We start from the raw sequence: 16512 nt of genomic DNA, 5'->3' as shown, positions 1-16512 counted from the left end.
CCTTTATTACCACTTATAGCCAATCCCCCACACAGTTTTTAGAAAATTCTCTGTTGGAAATCCAGACTTTTTGAGTTTATCCCTTAAATTACGAATATGAGAATCAACTGTTCGGATATCCGTTTCAGTTTCGTATTCCCAGGCGACAATTAAAAGCTCTTCTCGAGTATAAGTTTTAGTGGGTCGAGAGATTAAGGCCTTAATGATAAAAAACTCTTTTAAAGTTAATTGAACACTTTGTTCAAAATATTTTAGACAGTATGTTTCATTATTTAAAGTAAATTCACCAAGAGTAATTAAATCTGTTCTTTCGTTTGAAGTACGTCTTAATACTGCATTGACTCTTGCAACTAATTCTCGATCATCAAAAGGTTTTGTAATGTAATCGTCGGCTCCATTATTTAAACCTTTCACTAAATCTGATTTATCTGTTCTAGCTGTCAGCATTATAATCGGAACATTGGAGAATTCTCGTATTGCTTTACATATTTCCCACCCATCCATTTCGGGCATCATGACATCCAGAAGAACAAATTGTACTTCCTCCTTCTTTAATAGATCAATCGCGCTTTTCCCACTAGTCTCCTTTATGCATCGAATTCCATGGGGAATAAGGAATAACTCAATTAAATCTAACATGCGTTGTTCATCATCTACTAAAAGAGCAGTTTGCATGAACTTTCATCCTCCAAATTAAATTATTACCTTGAACGTGGACCCTTTTCCTACTTTACTTTTCACTTCAACCGTACCCCCATGTGCCTCAACTAGTTTTTTAACTACCGAAAGTCCAATCCCAGAACCTCCGTATGTACGTGAACGTGATTTTTCTACCCGATACAATCTATCGAAAATGAACTCTATATCTTCAGGCGGAATACCAATCCCTTCATCACTCACTTTCAAAACAGTTCTGTTATGTTGTTCATAGACTTCTAAATGTATTTCTGTATTTTCCTTGGAATATTTCATTGCATTATCCAAAAGATTAAGGACAATTTGTTGTAATCTCAAAGAATCAGCGTATATTTGAAAATTTGACTGATTTAAAAGAGTTAATTTTAAATTTTTTTGTCTGTATGAAGGTTCGACAAGATTAATTATCTTGTGGAGAAAAGGCTGGGCCCAAAAATACTCTTTAGATACTGTAAAGTTATTTTCATCAATTTTCGCTAAATCGAGTAAATTTTTCACAAGATTTTTCATTCGAATTGCCTCTTCAGAAATAATCGAAAGATAATGCTCTCGTTCCCTGTCATTTAAATCTGTTCGCATTGCTACTTTGGCATAGCCAATTAAATAGGTTAAAGGCGTACTTAACTCGTGTGATACAGATGCCAGGAATTCATTTCTTTCCTTTTTTAATCGTTCTAGATCCTTTGCAAGCATTTGAATAGAGACTGACAGCTCTCCAAGTTCATCATTACTTTTGTAAGGGAGTGTTACTTCGAAATCTCCTTTACTTAATTTCTCGGTAGCTTTTTTCATATGAATCAAGGGTCTTGTAAGGATTTTTGATAATATACCGTAAATAACCAGAATAATTAATACACTTGTCGCTCCAGCTATCCCGAAGTGCTTAGTTAGATTATTTATCATTTGATTAATTGATTGTGTGCTTTGGAACATGAGAACATACCCCTCATGTACACCATTTTGATATGGATGTACACTTACGATATAGGGTGAATTCTTATAATCTGAAACTAAAATTGTATCAATTTCTGAATGTTTTCTTATTACTAATGGTATATAACGATTTAGTTTTGGATTATCTTCATAAGAACTGCTTATAATTTTGCCTTCCTTATTAATGATACAAACTTCTCTATCATTATTATTTTCCATCAGAATGATATGGTGAATTGTAGACTTTGAATAATTATCTATTAAGACATCTCTATGATTTGCTCCATAAGCCAATAATTTAGAAAATTCTTCATCGATTTGCGTGTGGATGATGTTTCGGTGAAGATAAAACATAAGGATTAATTGTAAAAGAAGTACTACTGCAAAAAAACACAGTGCCAATTTTGTTGAGATATTCACTTAAAATCCCCCCTTCCATGCTTAATTATAATAGAGAATTATGAAATAAATATGCAGAGAAAGTATAAATTTTTATCTATTAATCGGTGTATAAATTCCCCTTAAATTTTCCTAACTTACGACATTCTAAAATTATTTAATAAATAGTATTTTACCCATTTATCCATTTTAATTTATTAGTTAAATAGTATTTTACCCATTTATCCATTGTAATTTATTAGTTAAATACATTTGTCAATAATCAAATATTTTCATATTTTCTGTTTCGAACATATATAAGAATAGTGTGATTTTAGTGATAAATTTAATTTTTAATCGTTTTTGTATAGAAATTCTCTAAAAATCCTAAAAATTTTCAAAAATTTATATATTATTTAAATAAAAAGTATTGCAATTTTGTGAACGCTTAAATAAAATGAAAATGTAAAAACTATTAAAATAGAATTTTACGGACACAAAGTAGAAAAAAACAACTAAAAAAAGGGGGATGTTTATGGCGGGGAATATAAAAAATAATATTAATTATGACAAGATTGCAGAGATGGAATCATTCAAACAGCTAACAAAAAAGAAAAATAATTTCCTTTGGACTCTTACAGTAATTTTTCTTGCTGCTTACTTGTTATTACCGATCTTAACGTCATTTACTGAAATTCTGCACCAAAAAGCTGTCGGGGAAATTACTTGGGTGTGGTTCTACTCTGCTGGGCTATTTATCATGACATGGGGATTAGCTCATCTATATGTAGCAAAGGCGAATTCATTCGATAAGGAAGCAAAAGCGATTATCGAAGAGTATGAGAGAGGTGCTGTTTAATGAGTATTACTGCCGTTATTATGTTCGTATCCATTGTTGGATTAACGTTAGCCATCACATGGTGGGCTTCAAGAAGAACAAGTAGTGCTAGCGATTTCTATACTGCTGGCGGAGGTTTAAAAGGTTGGCAAAATGGACTAGCTATATCTGGTGACTACTTATCTGCTGCTTCTTTCCTTGGTATTGCCGGATCGATTGCTTTAGCTGGTTTTGATGGATTCTTCTTCTCTCTAGGTTATTTAGTAGCTTACTTAGTGGTTTTATACATCGTTGCTGAGCCATTACGTAATCTGGGTAAATTTACATTAGCCGATATGATTTCTGCTCGATTTGATGCGAAAAAGGTTCGTGGAACTGCTGCTTTAAGTTCAATCGTAATCGTTTTATTCTACATGATTGCACAACTTGTTGGTGCAGGTGCTCTTATTCAATTATTATTAGGTATCGACTATTGGGTTGCTGTACTGCTTGTAGGTTTCATGATGACAGTCTATGTGCTGTTCGGTGGGATGACTGCAACTTCTTGGGTACAAATTATTAAAGCTTGTTTATTAATGTTAGGTACAGTTATTATTTCATTCTTAGTATTAGCGAAATTTGACTTCAATATTTTAACAATGTTCTCACACATGACTACTGCAACTGAAGCTGGTGAAGCATATTTAAATCCAGGCTTGAAATATACAAATGGAATTGACACAATTTCGATGTTAATCGCATTAGTATTAGGTACAGCTGGTTTACCACATATCTTAATGCGTTTCTTTACAGTAAAAGATGCACAAACAGCTCGTTCTTCTGTTATTTGGGCTACTTGGATTGTAGGTATTTTCTATGTATTAACAATCTTCCTAGGATTCGGTGCTGCTGCCTTCGTTGGTAAAGAAGAAATTATAGCTGCAAATGCTGCGGGTAACATGGCTGCCCCACTTCTTGCTCAAGCATTAGGTGGAGATGTACTATTCTCCTTCGTATGTGCGGTTGCCTTTGCAACAATTTTAGCGGTAGTAGCAGGTCTTGTACTTTCTGGTGCATCTGCCCTATCACATGATATTTATGGCCAAATTATCAAAAAAGGAAAAGTTTCAGAAAAAGAACAAGTTGCTGCTGCTCGAATAGGATCAATCATTATTTCAGTAGTATCAATTGTATTAGCATTAGGAGCTCAATCATTAAATGTTGCGTTCTTAGTATCATTAGCATTCTGTATCGCTGCTTCTGCAAACTTACCAGTAATTATTTACACAATTTATTGGAAACGTTTCAATACAAATGGTGCAGTAGTTGGTATGTTAACAGGTTTAATCTCTGCATTAATTTTAGTAGCGGTTTCACCAAACGTTTGGAATCCAGTTGAAGGTGCAGCAATCTTTGTCGGGGAAGCTTTATTCCCACTTGGAAATCCGGCAATTGTATCTGTTCCCCTAGGTTTCATAGGTGGATGGATTGGTACTGTTCTTTCTAAGGAAACAGACGAAGCAAAATACCGTGAAGTTGACGTAAAAGCTCAAACGGGTATTTCTGTTCAAGACGTATCACACTAATCAAGAAGATGCACCTCGAGTTAAAAGCGACTCGAGGTTTTCTTTTTTCCTCCTTCCCTTTTTCACTACAAAGGAATATGATAGTATCAAATAATAATTAGAGGTGAAGATATGGCTAACTCAAAAGCAAAGAAAAAAAGATTAAAGCAACTGCGTGAGCGAGGAAAAGATATGACGATACAGCGTATTCAGGTAGATTTTAGTACACACGTACGTATGACAAAGACAAAACAAGAAGCATTAAATAAACTAGATAAGAAACATAAAAGGCATTTCCAGGATCATCATACTGATTCCTCTGGAAATGCCTTTACTTTTTTCTATCTCACCAGCCTTGTGAGAAAGATTCTTGAGGATTCACCCCAATCTATCCAACCGAATGTTACACCTCATACAACGGATGTGAATGCAGTTGAGAGCGCTTCTGCACATGTTAATAAATTGGTATAAAAAAAGATATGTAAAAACGGCATATCGCTTTTACATATCTAAATACATTATTTATTTTCACGAATCACGGTTGCTTGTTGGTAGTACTTTAACGCGCAATAATTCCCCATCATTGGATACATCAATTTTCAATGAACCATTTGAATATCGATCAGCTTTCGATAAGTTCTTTACGTCAATCGTTTCTTTTACGTTTTCCTTAGTCTCTAATAAAACTCTATCACCTGTTTGAACAACTTTCACATCAAAAATACGGTGCGGATTTGATTTTAATTCCTTTAGAACCACAACACCTCTTTTTGCTCTCGAGCTTTTTTCAATCTCTGATACATTCATGCGTTTGACTGCCCCACGATGTGTAACAATAATGACCTCTTGCTGTTGTGCAGAATGTAATAGGTTAACAGCTGTTAATACATCTTCATCCTTTAAATTGATCCCCTTGACGCCACCTGTTTTTACTCCAGTAACAGGGATTTCTTCGATATCAAAGCGAAGACTATAACTTTGGTATGTTGTTAACAAGACTTCTGTTTCTGTTGAAACGAGTTGAGCAAAAATCATTTCATCCTCGCCTTTGATATTCATCGTTTTAATAGGTTTAGAGTAGCGTGTAACAGAGTAATCAGCCAGAGAAGAACGCTTGATTTGCCCTTCCTTCGTTGCAGTGAGTACATAAACGTTTTCCTGATCGAATTTCTCGATACCGATCGCTTCGATAATTTCTTCATGTTGGTCAATTGGAACGATACTTGAAATATGTTGGCCCAGGTCTTTCCAACGAATATCCGGCAGTTCATGAACAGGTTGATAAATATAATTTCCTTTATTAGTGAAGAGCAGTAAGTAATGTTGTGTATTTAACGTCTCTTCAAATAAAAGATAATCAGAATCCTTCATTGCAAAATCCTGACCATTAGAAGCAGAATGAGATCGTGTACTAGTTCGTTTTACATAACCGTCCTTAGTTACGGTTACCACAACTTCTTCACTAGGTACCAACACATCTAAAGTTAACTTTATTTCCTCAATTTCAGCTTGAATAATTGAACGGCGTTCTTCTGCAAATTTAGTTCGAATTTCGGCTAACTCTGATTTAATAACTTTAATCAATTGTTTTTCATTCCCCAAAATATCGTTTAGTTTTGCAATTGATTTCTCAAGCTCTTCTTGTTCTGCACGCAGCTCTGTAATATCTGTATTTGTTAATCGATATAGTTGTAAACTAACGATTGCTTCCGATTGAGCTTCAGTGAAACCAAACTTGGCTTCTAAATTCGATTTCGCATCACGTTTATCCTTTGAGGAGCGAATTGTTACAATTACTTCATCTAAAATTGAAATAGCCTTAATTAACCCTTCAACAATATGTAAGCGGTCATTAGCTTTTTTCAGGTCAAATCTGGAACGTTTTGTCACTACATCTTTTTGGTGTGCAATATATGAATCCAACATTAATGGTAAGGTCATCATGGTAGGACGACGATTATGTATGGCAATCATATTAAAATTATAGTTGACTTGTAGTTCTGTCGATTTATAAAGATAGTTTAATATACCAACAGCTTGTACATCCTTCTTTAACTCAATGACAATTCGAAGACCTGTACGATCCGATTCATCTCGAATCTCGGCTATTCCTTCCAGACGTTTATCTACCCTTTGTTCATCAATTTTCTTTACTAAGTTCGCTTTATTAACTTCGTAGGGTAGTTCAGTTATAATAATCTGTTCTTTCCCACCTTTTAATGACTCGATTGTCGCTTTTGAACGAACGATTATTTTCCCTCTACCAGTTTCATAGGCCTTTTTGATACCATCCACACCTTGAATAATGCCTCCAGTAGGAAAATCAGGTCCTTTTAAAACCGTCATTAATTCATCTACAGTACAATTCGGATTATCTAAACGCATTAGAACCGCATCTAGCGATTCAGTTAAGTTATGTGGTGGGATATCAGTTGCATATCCTGCAGAAATTCCTGTAGAACCGTTTACCAACAAGTTTGGAAATCTTGCTGGTAACACAGTTGGTTCTAAATCCTGATCATCAAAGTTTGGAACAAAATCGACAGTTCCTTTATTGATATCACGAAGCATCTCTGCAGCAATGGAAGATATACGCGCTTCTGTATAACGCATCGCTGCAGGTGGGTCACCATCGACCGAACCATTGTTCCCATGCATTTCAATCAGCATATGACGCATTTTCCAATCTTGACTTAAACGAACCATTGCATCATATACAGAAGTATCACCATGTGGATGATAATTACCGATTACGTTACCGACAGTTTTTGCGGATTTTCGGAAAGGCTTATCATTCGTGTTTCCTTCATTGAACATGGCATAAAGGATTCTTCGTTGTACAGGTTTTAGACCATCCCTAGCATCGGGTAGAGCACGGTCTTGTATAATGTACTTACTATAACGGCCGAACCGATCGCCCATCACTTCTTCTAATGGTAATTCTTGAAAACGTTCGGGTGTCGTCATACTTCTAAATCCTCCTCATGTTGGATGAAATCACTATCTAAGATATTTAAGTCATCCTCCATACCAAAATCTACATTTGATTCAATCCACTTACGTCTTGGTTCAACTTTATCACCCATAAGTGTTGTAACACGACGTTCAGCACGTGCACCATCTTCAATGGTTACACGGATTAACGTTCTTGTTTCCGGGTTCATGGTTGTATCCCATAATTGATCGGCGTTCATCTCGCCTAATCCTTTATAGCGTTGGAGCATATAGCCTTTACCAACTTTATTGATAGCAGATTGTAATTCTTTTTCAGTCCAAGCATACTCGATTACTTCTTTTTTGCCTGTTCCCCTAGAAACTTTATAAAGTGGAGGTAACGCAATATATACATTACCTGCGTCAATTAAAGGTCTCATATATTTATAGAAGAAAGTTAACAGTAATACTTGGATATGAGCACCATCTGTATCCGCATCTGTCATAATGATGACTTTGTTGTAAGCTGAATCTTCTATATTAAAATCTGCTCCGACACCCGCACCAATCGTATGAATTATCGTTGAGATTTCTTCATTTTTCATGATGTCGGATAATTTAGCTTTCTCGGTATTAATTACTTTCCCGCGCAAAGGTAATATTGCTTGGAAGGTACGGTCACGGCCTTGTTTGGCAGATCCCCCGGCAGAATCACCCTCTACTAGGTATAGTTCATTCCGCGCAGCATTTTTTGACTGAGCTGGCGTTAACTTACCTGACAGAAGGGTACTAGATTTCTTCTTTTTCCCACTTCGGGCATCTTCTCTTGCTTTACGGGCTGCCTCACGTGCTTGTTGAGCACGAATTGCCTTACGAACAAGAGATGCCGATAATTCTGCATTTTCTTCCAATACATAAAGCATTTGCTCCTGTACAACGCTTTCAACAGCAGAACGAGCTTCAGTAGTTCCGAGTTTACTTTTTGTTTGACCTTCGAACTGCAGGAGGTGCTCTGGGATACGTACAGAAACAATTGCAGAGAGTCCTTCACGTATATCCGTTCCTTCTAGGTTTTTATCTTTTTCTTTTAGAAGACCTACTTTACGTGCGTACTCGTTAAACACCTTAGTCATGGCTGATTTTGCACCAGTTTCATGAGTTCCACCATCTCGTGTACGAACATTGTTTACAAATGACAGAATTGTTTCTGAATAGCCATCATTAAATTGAAAGGCAAATTCTACTTCAATCCCTTCCTGAGATCCTTCCACATATTTGACAGGGTGAAGGACATCTTTTTCCTCATTCAAGTAAGTAACAAATGCTTCAATTCCGCTCTCATAGTGAAAAACATCAACCTGTCCTTCGCCGCGTTCATCAATTAGTTCAATTTTTAACCCTTTTAATAGAAAAGCTGATTCACGGAGACGTTCAGCTAAGATATCATAATTAAATTTTGTAACAGAGAAAATGTCTTTGTCTGGCAAGAAATGAACATTTGTTCCTGTTTCTTTTGTTTTTCCAATCACTTCAAGTGTCGTAACCGGTTTCCCGCCTTGCTCAAAGCGTTGACGGAAAATTTGTCCATCCCGATAAATCGTTACTTCCAAAAATTTAGAGAGTGCATTTACAACAGATGAACCTACACCATGTAGACCACCACTTGTTTTATAGCCGCCCTGTCCAAATTTACCTCCAGCATGAAGGATTGTAAAAATGACCTCAGGTGTTGGTTTCCCCATCTTATGCATCCCTGTCGGCATTCCTCGACCATAATCTCGAACACTTATTGATCCATCCTCATGAATCTTCACGATGATATGTGATCCAAATCCACCAAGAGCTTCATCCACTGCATTATCTACTATTTCATAAACCAAGTGATGAAGACCTCGACTGTCTGTGGAGCCAATATACATTCCTGGTCGCTTTCGAACCGCTTCTAATCCTTCTAATACTTGAATGGCATCGTCATCATATGCGATCCCTGGCTGATTTATTGCCAAATCAAATCCCCCTCCAAAAATACAAACATCCGTTCTATCTCTATATTCATCGTACTGACTATAGTAATTTCTGTCAATATTCCTTTTACCTTTTACCAGAAATAAGCTTTTTTATTGTATCAAACTCAAGTCACTAAGCACAAATAGAAGTTTATACAATCAATAGCGCCATATCGCCAATTGTACCTATTATTTATTATAACTGTAAATTAAAAAACATATTGTACATTTATTCACGATAATTTTTACTTTTTCCTTCATCTTCATTCATTTTCTTTTAAAAAACTTTGATAAGATAGATTATGTAGGACGTTGGATTTGAATTATGTTATACAACCTATATTTCAGTTAAACACCTGGTAAACTGCTGCAATTTGTTGGTTAGAATATGAAAAACTATTTACTTCTTCCTCAAATGGATAAAAAGGTGGTATATTGTTATTACAATTATTAGTACCAACTATTAATACTGAAAGGAACATTATATGGTTAATGCAATTTTACTTATTTGTGCTTATTTAATCGGCTCGATACCTTCTGGCCTTTGGATTGGCAAGATTTTTTATAAAACGGACATCAGAGAACATGGCAGTGGAAATTTAGGGGCGACAAACTCGTTTCGAGTATTAGGGAAGAAACCAGGACTTGTCGTAACAATCATGGATATATTAAAAGGTACAGCAGCAACATTACTTCCACTGATTCCTTATTTTGCTGATACAACGATTCATCCTCTAATCTTGGGCGGTATAGCGGTTGTTGGACATATGTTCCCAATCTTTGCAGGATTCCGTGGAGGAAAGGCGGTAGCAACCTCTGGTGGTGTCTTACTAGGCTATGCATGGCCATTATTCATCTTATTAGTTGTAAGCTTCCTTATTGCCTTAAAAATTACGAAAATGGTTAGCTTATCTTCAATGATTGTATCAATTGTTGCTGTAATTTATAGTATTATCTATGTAGCTGTGACAGGAGACTTCTCCTTATTGATTTTAATCATACTGTTAACAGCATTTATTTTCTACCGACACCGTGCAAATATTAAACGGATTAAAGAAGGAACAGAACCGAAAGTAAAGTGGATTTAAAAGATAGGCCTAAGGGGAGTTTATGGAATGAACATAAAAGTTACCGAAGAAGCGTTACGATGGTTTAAAGAAGAAATGGAAATCTCAGCTGGCGATACAATTCGTTTCTATGCACGTTATGGAGGATCATCCCCCTTTCATGAAGGTTTTTCCCTTGGAATGAATCGTGAAGAGCCACATGATGTGGGAATCGTGCAAATAATTGATGAGGTTCATTTCTATATAGAAAAAGATGACCTTTGGTTTTTTAATGACCATGATTTACTTGTAGATGTAAATATAGAAACAGAAGAGATTAAATATGACTATATAAAACAATAGTCGAAGTGAGAAGTGATGTTAGTATTACTTCTCACTTTTTTGTTGTCAAAATAAAGGTATTTCTAAATGTAAATTGTAATAGTTAGTAATAAAGAAGTGCTATTGTGAGGTAATATTAAAATGGAATATTATAAATTAATCAGAGAATATGTTGGAACGAAACCATTAATCTTACCTGGTTCCGCTGTGATTATTGTAAATGAGAATAAAGAGGTTCTACTTCAGCAACGCCCTAATGGAAGCTGGGGGTTACCAGGTGGTTTGATGGATTTAGGTGAAAGTTTCGAAGAAGTTGCTTGCCGAGAAGTGCTGGAAGAAACAGGGTTAACGATATACGATCTGAAAATGCTGGGTGTTTTTTCTGGAAAAGACTATTACTGCAGAGTTGAAAATGGAGATGAATTTTATTCGGTTACTGCGGTTTTTCAACTAAACCAGCAAGTGGTGTTTTAACAAAGAATGATGAATCAAAAGCATTAGCCTACTATCCCCCCCCTACAAATTCCCAAGAACACAACACCTGAGTATAAAGGATTTATTGAACCATATCTGGATGAAATTTTAAGCTAACAAAAAACGACCAATAAAACGAGTTGACATCCTACATCAACTCGTTTTAATACTGATATATATTATTAGAGTTAGTTCTATAAGTTTCAAGAATCTACCTTATCCCTCTACTCCATTTCTAAATGCTTTAAAAATGCTATTCTAAGCTGGCTTGCAGCGGCAATTGCCTTCGTATCCCTTTGAATTTCTCCGGGCTTGCTTGCTTTCCCTATAACATAACCATCTAGCGTCATTCCGAAAAAGTCGCAAATGTATTGGAACTGTTGAATCATCGGAAGTGCTTTAATAGTCGGTTTATCTCCACCTACTGCAATGACATAAGCACTCTTCTTCGCTAATTCTTCTCTAAAGTTTGGATAATTGCTATCTCTTAACGTTTGAGACCACCGATCTATAAACAGCTTCATTGTCCCACTCATACTATACCAATAAACAGGTGTAGCAAAAATAAGTACGTCATGCTTTATAATCTTTCCTATAAGTTGACTGTAATCATCTGCAACTTCTTGAAATCCTGCTTCTGTATGTCGTTCATCTTTAATTGGTAAAATGTTATACTCTCGAAGATAAAACTTTTCAACTGGTACCCCGCGAATCGATTCCTCAGTTAACCATTCCGTATTCCCTTTTTCTCGAGTACTTCCGTAAATAACTCCTATAGACATGCCTTAATTCGCTCCTTTCCTACTATCCTATTCATTTTATATATGTGGAAGAACTTACAGCAATAAACTAAAACCAAAAAGAAACTTCTTATTCCTCTTTAAAAAAATGGAGCATGTCTATTATGAAAAGTGAAAATAAAACTTCATGTTCAAAACTAGATAAGGGGTTTTAGTATGGATTATAAAAAGATTGTGGTTGCAGGCAGTGGGTTTTAGGAAGTCAAATTGCGTTCCATACCGCCTTTGAAGGATATGACGTTGCTGTACATGATATTAGTGATGAAGCAATCGATCAAGGGAAAAATCGAATGATGAATTTAAAGGGCCTCTATTAACAAAATCTGGAGGCCGCTGATGTTGAAACAATTGATAAAACATGGATGATTGCTACAGGCGCGCCTAAAGGACCATTTGCAATATTAGATAGATTAAACAGGAATTAACAAAGCGTATTATATTGCCAATGCAAGGGGCTAAGCAGGCAATGAAGAATTTGAAAAAATTAGTGTACATATTAAAATCTGAGTATATCGATAAAGGCAAATTAAGTACATGGACAGAAAGGGTTTTACAGTTATCCAAACCCAAGTTATTTGGAACCATGGTTTTTTAGATAGTTAAATTTTTACGGCACACAAAAATGTGTGTGGCTTTTTTAAATCGAGATTGATAGTAGCTAATTCAACGAATATAAAATTATTGTTCCGTGAATTTTCTCTGTTCGATGCATGTCAAACTCCAAGCACATTTCTTAAAACACCATCACCGGGTTTTCTTCTGATTTTAAGTTTAGAACATATAATAGAACATAATTTACTAGACTTTATATAGAAAGTTAACTCCATCAATCGATATCAGTAATTAAGGAGTGTGTGATAGATGACTAGAGGTTGGACGAAACGAGATATTGGGGATTTAACAGGAAAAGTAGCAATAGTTACTGGAGGAAACAGCGGGATCGGCTACGAAACAAGTTTAGCATTGGCAGAAAATTATGCTACCGTTGTTCTGGCTGTACGTAATATGAATAAAGGACATGAAGCTGTAGATAAAATTAGATCAGAATTTCCAAATGCAGATGTACACGTATTAAAACTAGATTTAAATGATTTAGAAAGTGTAAAAGAGTTTTCGGAGGAATTCAGAAAAAAGTTTCGTTCTTTATCTATACTTATTAATAATGCAGGTGTAATGAAGCCTCCCCGAAGAGAAACAAAAGATGGATTTGAGTCACAGTTCGGCATCAACTATCTTGGGCATTTTGCCTTAACGGGATTACTGTTGGATTTAATCACTAAAACACCGGATTCAAGAGTTATTTCTCTTGGAAGTCTAACAGCTCACAATTTGAAACCAGAATTCAGTCAATTTAGTGGGAGTAAAAGTAAAACTAGCCTGCTGAAAAGCTATGCTCAAAGTAAACTAGCTTGTATGTATTTTGCAAAGGAACTCCAATATCGTTTTAGGTCACGTAATATTGATGCTAAAAGTATCGCCTGTCATCCCGGGATTGCTCAGACGTATTTATTTGGAAAGGGTTCTCGCACTCTTAAAACCCGCTTGACGCGTGCTTCATTAAAAATTATTGGTCAAAGTGCCGAAACTGCTGCCTATCCAATTTTGTACGCAGCTACTGAATACTCCATACGTGGTGGAGAATATATCGGACCAGATGGACGAAAAGGAATAAAAGGCTATCCTACTGAACTTGAACTTTTAGACCAACAATTCGTCGAAAATGTTTCTAGTAATCTGTGGATACTATCGGAAAAACTAACGGGCATCACTTATAAATTTTAAAATGAATAATCCCCTCTGTCATTGGCAGAGGGGATTGTATTATTATTTCCGTTCAAAAACGACTCTTCCAGCAACGACAGTCTTAACAGCTTTCGCTTCTAACATATGTTCGGAAGTACCTTCAAATAAATCGCGGTCAAAAATAGAAAAGTCAGCGTCATAGCTTGGTAGAATTAACCCGCGCATATCCTCTTTTCCAATAGCTTGTGCACTCCCATATGTGTAAGCGCGAATAGCCTCGAAACGTGTAAGTTTCTCTTGTGGAAGATAGCCGTCATGCTTGGCAAAAGGTTTTTTACGTTCCACCGCTGCGTAAATCGAGGCAATTGGGTTAATGTCTTCAATGGGTGCATCTGTTCCAGCAGAACACATTATCCCATTATCCAACATTTTCTTCCAGGCATATGCATATTCTAGCCTCTCTTCACCGAGCCGTTCGATCACCCATGGGAAATCAGAAGGGACAAAAGCTGGCTGTATATCTGCTACAGCTGATAATTTCGTCATCCTTTTCAATAAATCCTCATTTAATACACAGCAATGGATTAACCGGTCACGTTTACCGTTTGGTACTGGATATTTTTCGATAGCATTGATTACTTGTTCTGCAGCCGCATCCCCGATTAAATGTACAGCAATTGCTTCATTGTACTTACGGGCTAATTTTACCTGTTCCTCAAATTGTTCATCTGAGTGAATCAACAACCCCTTATTAGAGGGATCATCTGTATAAGGGTCAATTAATGCCGCTGTAGCCCCACCAAGTGAACCGTCTGCGAAAATCTTCATTGCACCAGGTTCAATAAATGGTTCATCAAACGATAGATTCGCTTCCATCATTTCCTCAAAGACAGTATGATGTCTCAAGAGATTAACTCGGAAGTGATGTTTCTCTCCTATTACTCTCTCATATGCAGAAAGTGGATTTGTAAACTTTCCAAAATAGCTCATGTCTTCCGTGTGGCCACCTGTTAGGCCTTTTGATAACATATCATCAATAGAGCGATCTAACGCATCCACTAAATCTTCTATGTACGCTTCTCCTTCACGAGGAATCGCATTGGTTACCAAATTACAAGCTTGTTCATATAAAAGGCCATTTAGCTTCATTTGAGAATCACGCCCAATTTTGCCTCCATCAGGGGATGCACTATCTTCATGAATATTACCTGCTTGTAATGCAGCTGTATTTCCTAATACAACATGATGGCATACACGAGTCAACAGGATTGGCTCTGCTCGAATAGCGTCAAGTTCTTGAATGGATGGAATTCGTTTGTCAGCAAAATTATTTTCATTCCAGCCTTCTCCAAATAACCATTTATCCGAAGGGGTGCTTTGCGCGGCTTCACGCACTAATGCCAGCATTTCGTCTGCAGAAGCAGCTTTTGACAAATCTAGCCGAATTAACTTTTCACCGTGGAAAAGGATATGAAGATGACTATCAACAAATCCTGGGTACATTGCAGCACCTTTCAAATCGATCAACTTATCTGATTTAGATTTTAGATTCTCGATTGTTCCTATTTCTAGAATTTTACCGTTCTCTACTAAAACGGCTTCTACTATTTCGTTTTCTTGGACCATCGTATAAATGGGCCCACCATACCATAATTCTTTCATATTGAACAATCCTTTCGAAATTAATTCAAGATAAACAATGTTAATGGAAATAGTTACATTTTCTGCTAATCTCATTATCCTATTTTACTCACTATTCCTCAAGTAAGGATTTACACTTGCATAAAGAAAAAGACACGAGAAGGTGTCTTTAGTGTAGTTGACTTAATTCGTTTTTTAATATTTGTTCGTATTCTTTAGAAGTTCTAATTTGTATGGTTATAGTGCCTGGCTGATAATATGCTTTTACTAGAAAAGGAATCCCTAATGTGTTTTGAAAGCTAAAATCTAACCCGCCGAAGGAAACCGTAGCATCCCTTCCTTTAGGTACATATCCTACATCCTTTGAATGATTATGTCTCTCAATGATTTTAACATGTAACTTGTCAACGGCATTAAATAAAGTGGAAGAGGTTTGGCAAATTCCACCACCAATTCCCATGACCATCTTTCCTTTAATGATTTCGGGTGCCATTTGATAGCCTGATGCCACATCCCTTGGTCCCACGACTGAGTTAAATGAAAAAGTATCATTATTGCCGACGATTATATTGTTGATGGCGATTGCAGATAGTTCTATGTTTTTGCTTCTTCCAGTTTTATATGCTTTAAAGTGTGTGGAGTAAGATGCTAGTACAACTTCATTTAAATAAGGAATATCCTTTTTGCTATAATCACTTTGGATATAATTTAAAGGTAATTTAAATTCTCCCCCTGTAAAAGAATGCTGAATTATTTGTTCGACAAGCAGCTCTTCATTAACCTTGATGAGGGGTCTACCTTTGATGATTTCCCGGTTCTCATCTATCTTGTCAAGAATCATCGGCTTGATATAACCACTACTATATTGATGAACCCATTTTTCCAACTCTTTTTTATATTGAGTTATGTCTATTGCTAATTCATAGCCAGTAGGAGTAATTTCTTTTATTACCTCATCGGTAAATGGATCAATAATTTTAATACTTGTGTTAGGGGTCGTGTCATCCTGGTCTGACTCATTTGCTTTAATATAGGATATATTTACCGAAAGGAAAAGTACGGAAAATACAAAAAATATTTTAACGCTTTTCATATCAAACATTTTAACCCAACCTAACTATTGACGTAGTTGGGTTT

The 16512-nt window shown here is 36.1% G+C and carries 14 protein-coding genes; 7 read left to right on the top strand and 7 right to left on the bottom strand.

Features of this window, described 5'->3' with window-relative positions; genetic code table 11:
• Nucleotides 1-6: 6 nt before the first annotated feature.
• Both ACFQU5_RS14035 and ACFQU5_RS14030 read right to left on the bottom strand, forming a co-directional pair.
• The gene (locus ACFQU5_RS14035) at nt 7-675 is read right to left on the bottom strand and encodes a response regulator transcription factor (RefSeq protein WP_390288793.1); all 669 of its coding nucleotides are present in this window, start codon (nt 673-675) and stop codon (nt 7-9) included.
• Nucleotides 676-693: 18 nt separating this feature from the next.
• The gene (locus ACFQU5_RS14030) at nt 694-2049 is read right to left on the bottom strand and encodes an ATP-binding protein (protein WP_390288790.1); all 1356 of its coding nucleotides are present in this window, start codon (nt 2047-2049) and stop codon (nt 694-696) included.
• A 487-nt stretch (nt 2050-2536) separates the two neighbouring features.
• Here ACFQU5_RS14030 and ACFQU5_RS14025 point away from each other — a divergent pair, with 487 nt between their 5' ends.
• The 3 genes from ACFQU5_RS14025 (at nt 2537) to ACFQU5_RS14015 (ending at nt 4860) form a co-directional block, all read left to right on the top strand.
• Nucleotides 2537-2866: a DUF485 domain-containing protein gene (locus ACFQU5_RS14025; RefSeq protein WP_390288787.1), complete on the top strand. Its 330-nt coding sequence runs from the start codon at nt 2537-2539 to the stop codon at nt 2864-2866.
• Nucleotides 2866-4410: a solute symporter family protein gene (locus ACFQU5_RS14020; protein ID WP_390288784.1), complete on the top strand. Its 1545-nt coding sequence runs from the start codon at nt 2866-2868 to the stop codon at nt 4408-4410. The genes ACFQU5_RS14025 and ACFQU5_RS14020 overlap by 1 nt, the downstream gene beginning before the upstream one ends.
• A gap of 111 nt (nt 4411-4521) precedes the next feature.
• Nucleotides 4522-4860, top strand: a complete 339-nt coding sequence (locus tag ACFQU5_RS14015) for a hypothetical protein (protein WP_390288781.1) — start codon at nt 4522-4524, stop codon at nt 4858-4860.
• 57 nt (nt 4861-4917) lie between these two features.
• Here ACFQU5_RS14015 and parC read toward each other — a convergent pair whose 3' ends face one another.
• Entirely contained in the window at nt 4918-7356 is a 2439-nt protein-coding gene (parC, locus tag ACFQU5_RS14010) for a DNA topoisomerase IV subunit A (protein WP_390288778.1), read from the bottom strand.
• Entirely contained in the window at nt 7353-9329 is a 1977-nt protein-coding gene (parE, locus tag ACFQU5_RS14005; protein WP_390288776.1) for a DNA topoisomerase IV subunit B, read from the bottom strand. Before parE ends, parC begins: the two co-directional genes overlap by 4 nt.
• A gap of 485 nt (nt 9330-9814) precedes the next feature.
• On the opposite strand from parE, the gene plsY reads away from it, so the two are divergent.
• The 3 genes from plsY (at nt 9815) to ACFQU5_RS13990 (ending at nt 11191) form a co-directional block, all read left to right on the top strand.
• Complete coding sequence (gene plsY / locus ACFQU5_RS14000) at nt 9815-10417, top strand: glycerol-3-phosphate 1-O-acyltransferase PlsY (RefSeq protein WP_390288773.1); 603 nt, start codon at nt 9815-9817, stop codon at nt 10415-10417.
• A gap of 27 nt (nt 10418-10444) precedes the next feature.
• Entirely contained in the window at nt 10445-10738 is a 294-nt protein-coding gene (locus tag ACFQU5_RS13995) for a HesB/YadR/YfhF family protein (protein WP_390288770.1), read from the top strand.
• Nucleotides 10739-10858: 120 nt separating this feature from the next.
• A complete protein-coding gene (locus ACFQU5_RS13990) occupies nt 10859-11191 on the top strand; it encodes an NUDIX hydrolase (RefSeq protein ID WP_390288768.1) in 333 nt (110 codons plus the stop codon).
• A 224-nt stretch (nt 11192-11415) separates the two neighbouring features.
• On the opposite strand, the gene ACFQU5_RS13985 is transcribed toward ACFQU5_RS13990, so the two are convergent.
• Complete coding sequence (locus ACFQU5_RS13985; protein ID WP_390288765.1) at nt 11416-11973, bottom strand: flavodoxin family protein; 558 nt, start codon at nt 11971-11973, stop codon at nt 11416-11418.
• Nucleotides 11974-12852: 879 nt separating this feature from the next.
• Between ACFQU5_RS13985 and ACFQU5_RS13980 the strand changes: the two genes are divergently transcribed.
• Nucleotides 12853-13773 carry an oxidoreductase gene (locus ACFQU5_RS13980; RefSeq protein WP_390288763.1) on the top strand — a complete coding sequence of 307 codons (921 nt, stop codon included), beginning with the start codon at nt 12853-12855 and terminating at the stop codon, nt 13771-13773.
• A 42-nt stretch (nt 13774-13815) separates the two neighbouring features.
• On the opposite strand, the gene ACFQU5_RS13975 is transcribed toward ACFQU5_RS13980, so the two are convergent.
• Both ACFQU5_RS13975 and ACFQU5_RS13970 read right to left on the bottom strand, forming a co-directional pair.
• The gene (locus ACFQU5_RS13975) at nt 13816-15396 is read right to left on the bottom strand and encodes an amidohydrolase (RefSeq protein WP_390288760.1); all 1581 of its coding nucleotides are present in this window, start codon (nt 15394-15396) and stop codon (nt 13816-13818) included.
• 148 nt (nt 15397-15544) lie between these two features.
• Complete coding sequence (locus ACFQU5_RS13970; protein WP_390288757.1) at nt 15545-16477, bottom strand: VanW family protein; 933 nt, start codon at nt 16475-16477, stop codon at nt 15545-15547.
• Nucleotides 16478-16512: the final 35 nt, after the last annotated feature.

This window comes from Ureibacillus sp. GCM10028918 (genome assembly GCF_042666115.1).
Taxonomy (GTDB): Bacteria; Bacillota; Bacilli; order Bacillales_A; family Planococcaceae; genus Ureibacillus.
Note: the sequence above shows the minus strand (reverse complement) of the source record. Positions and strands in the feature narration are given on the sequence as shown.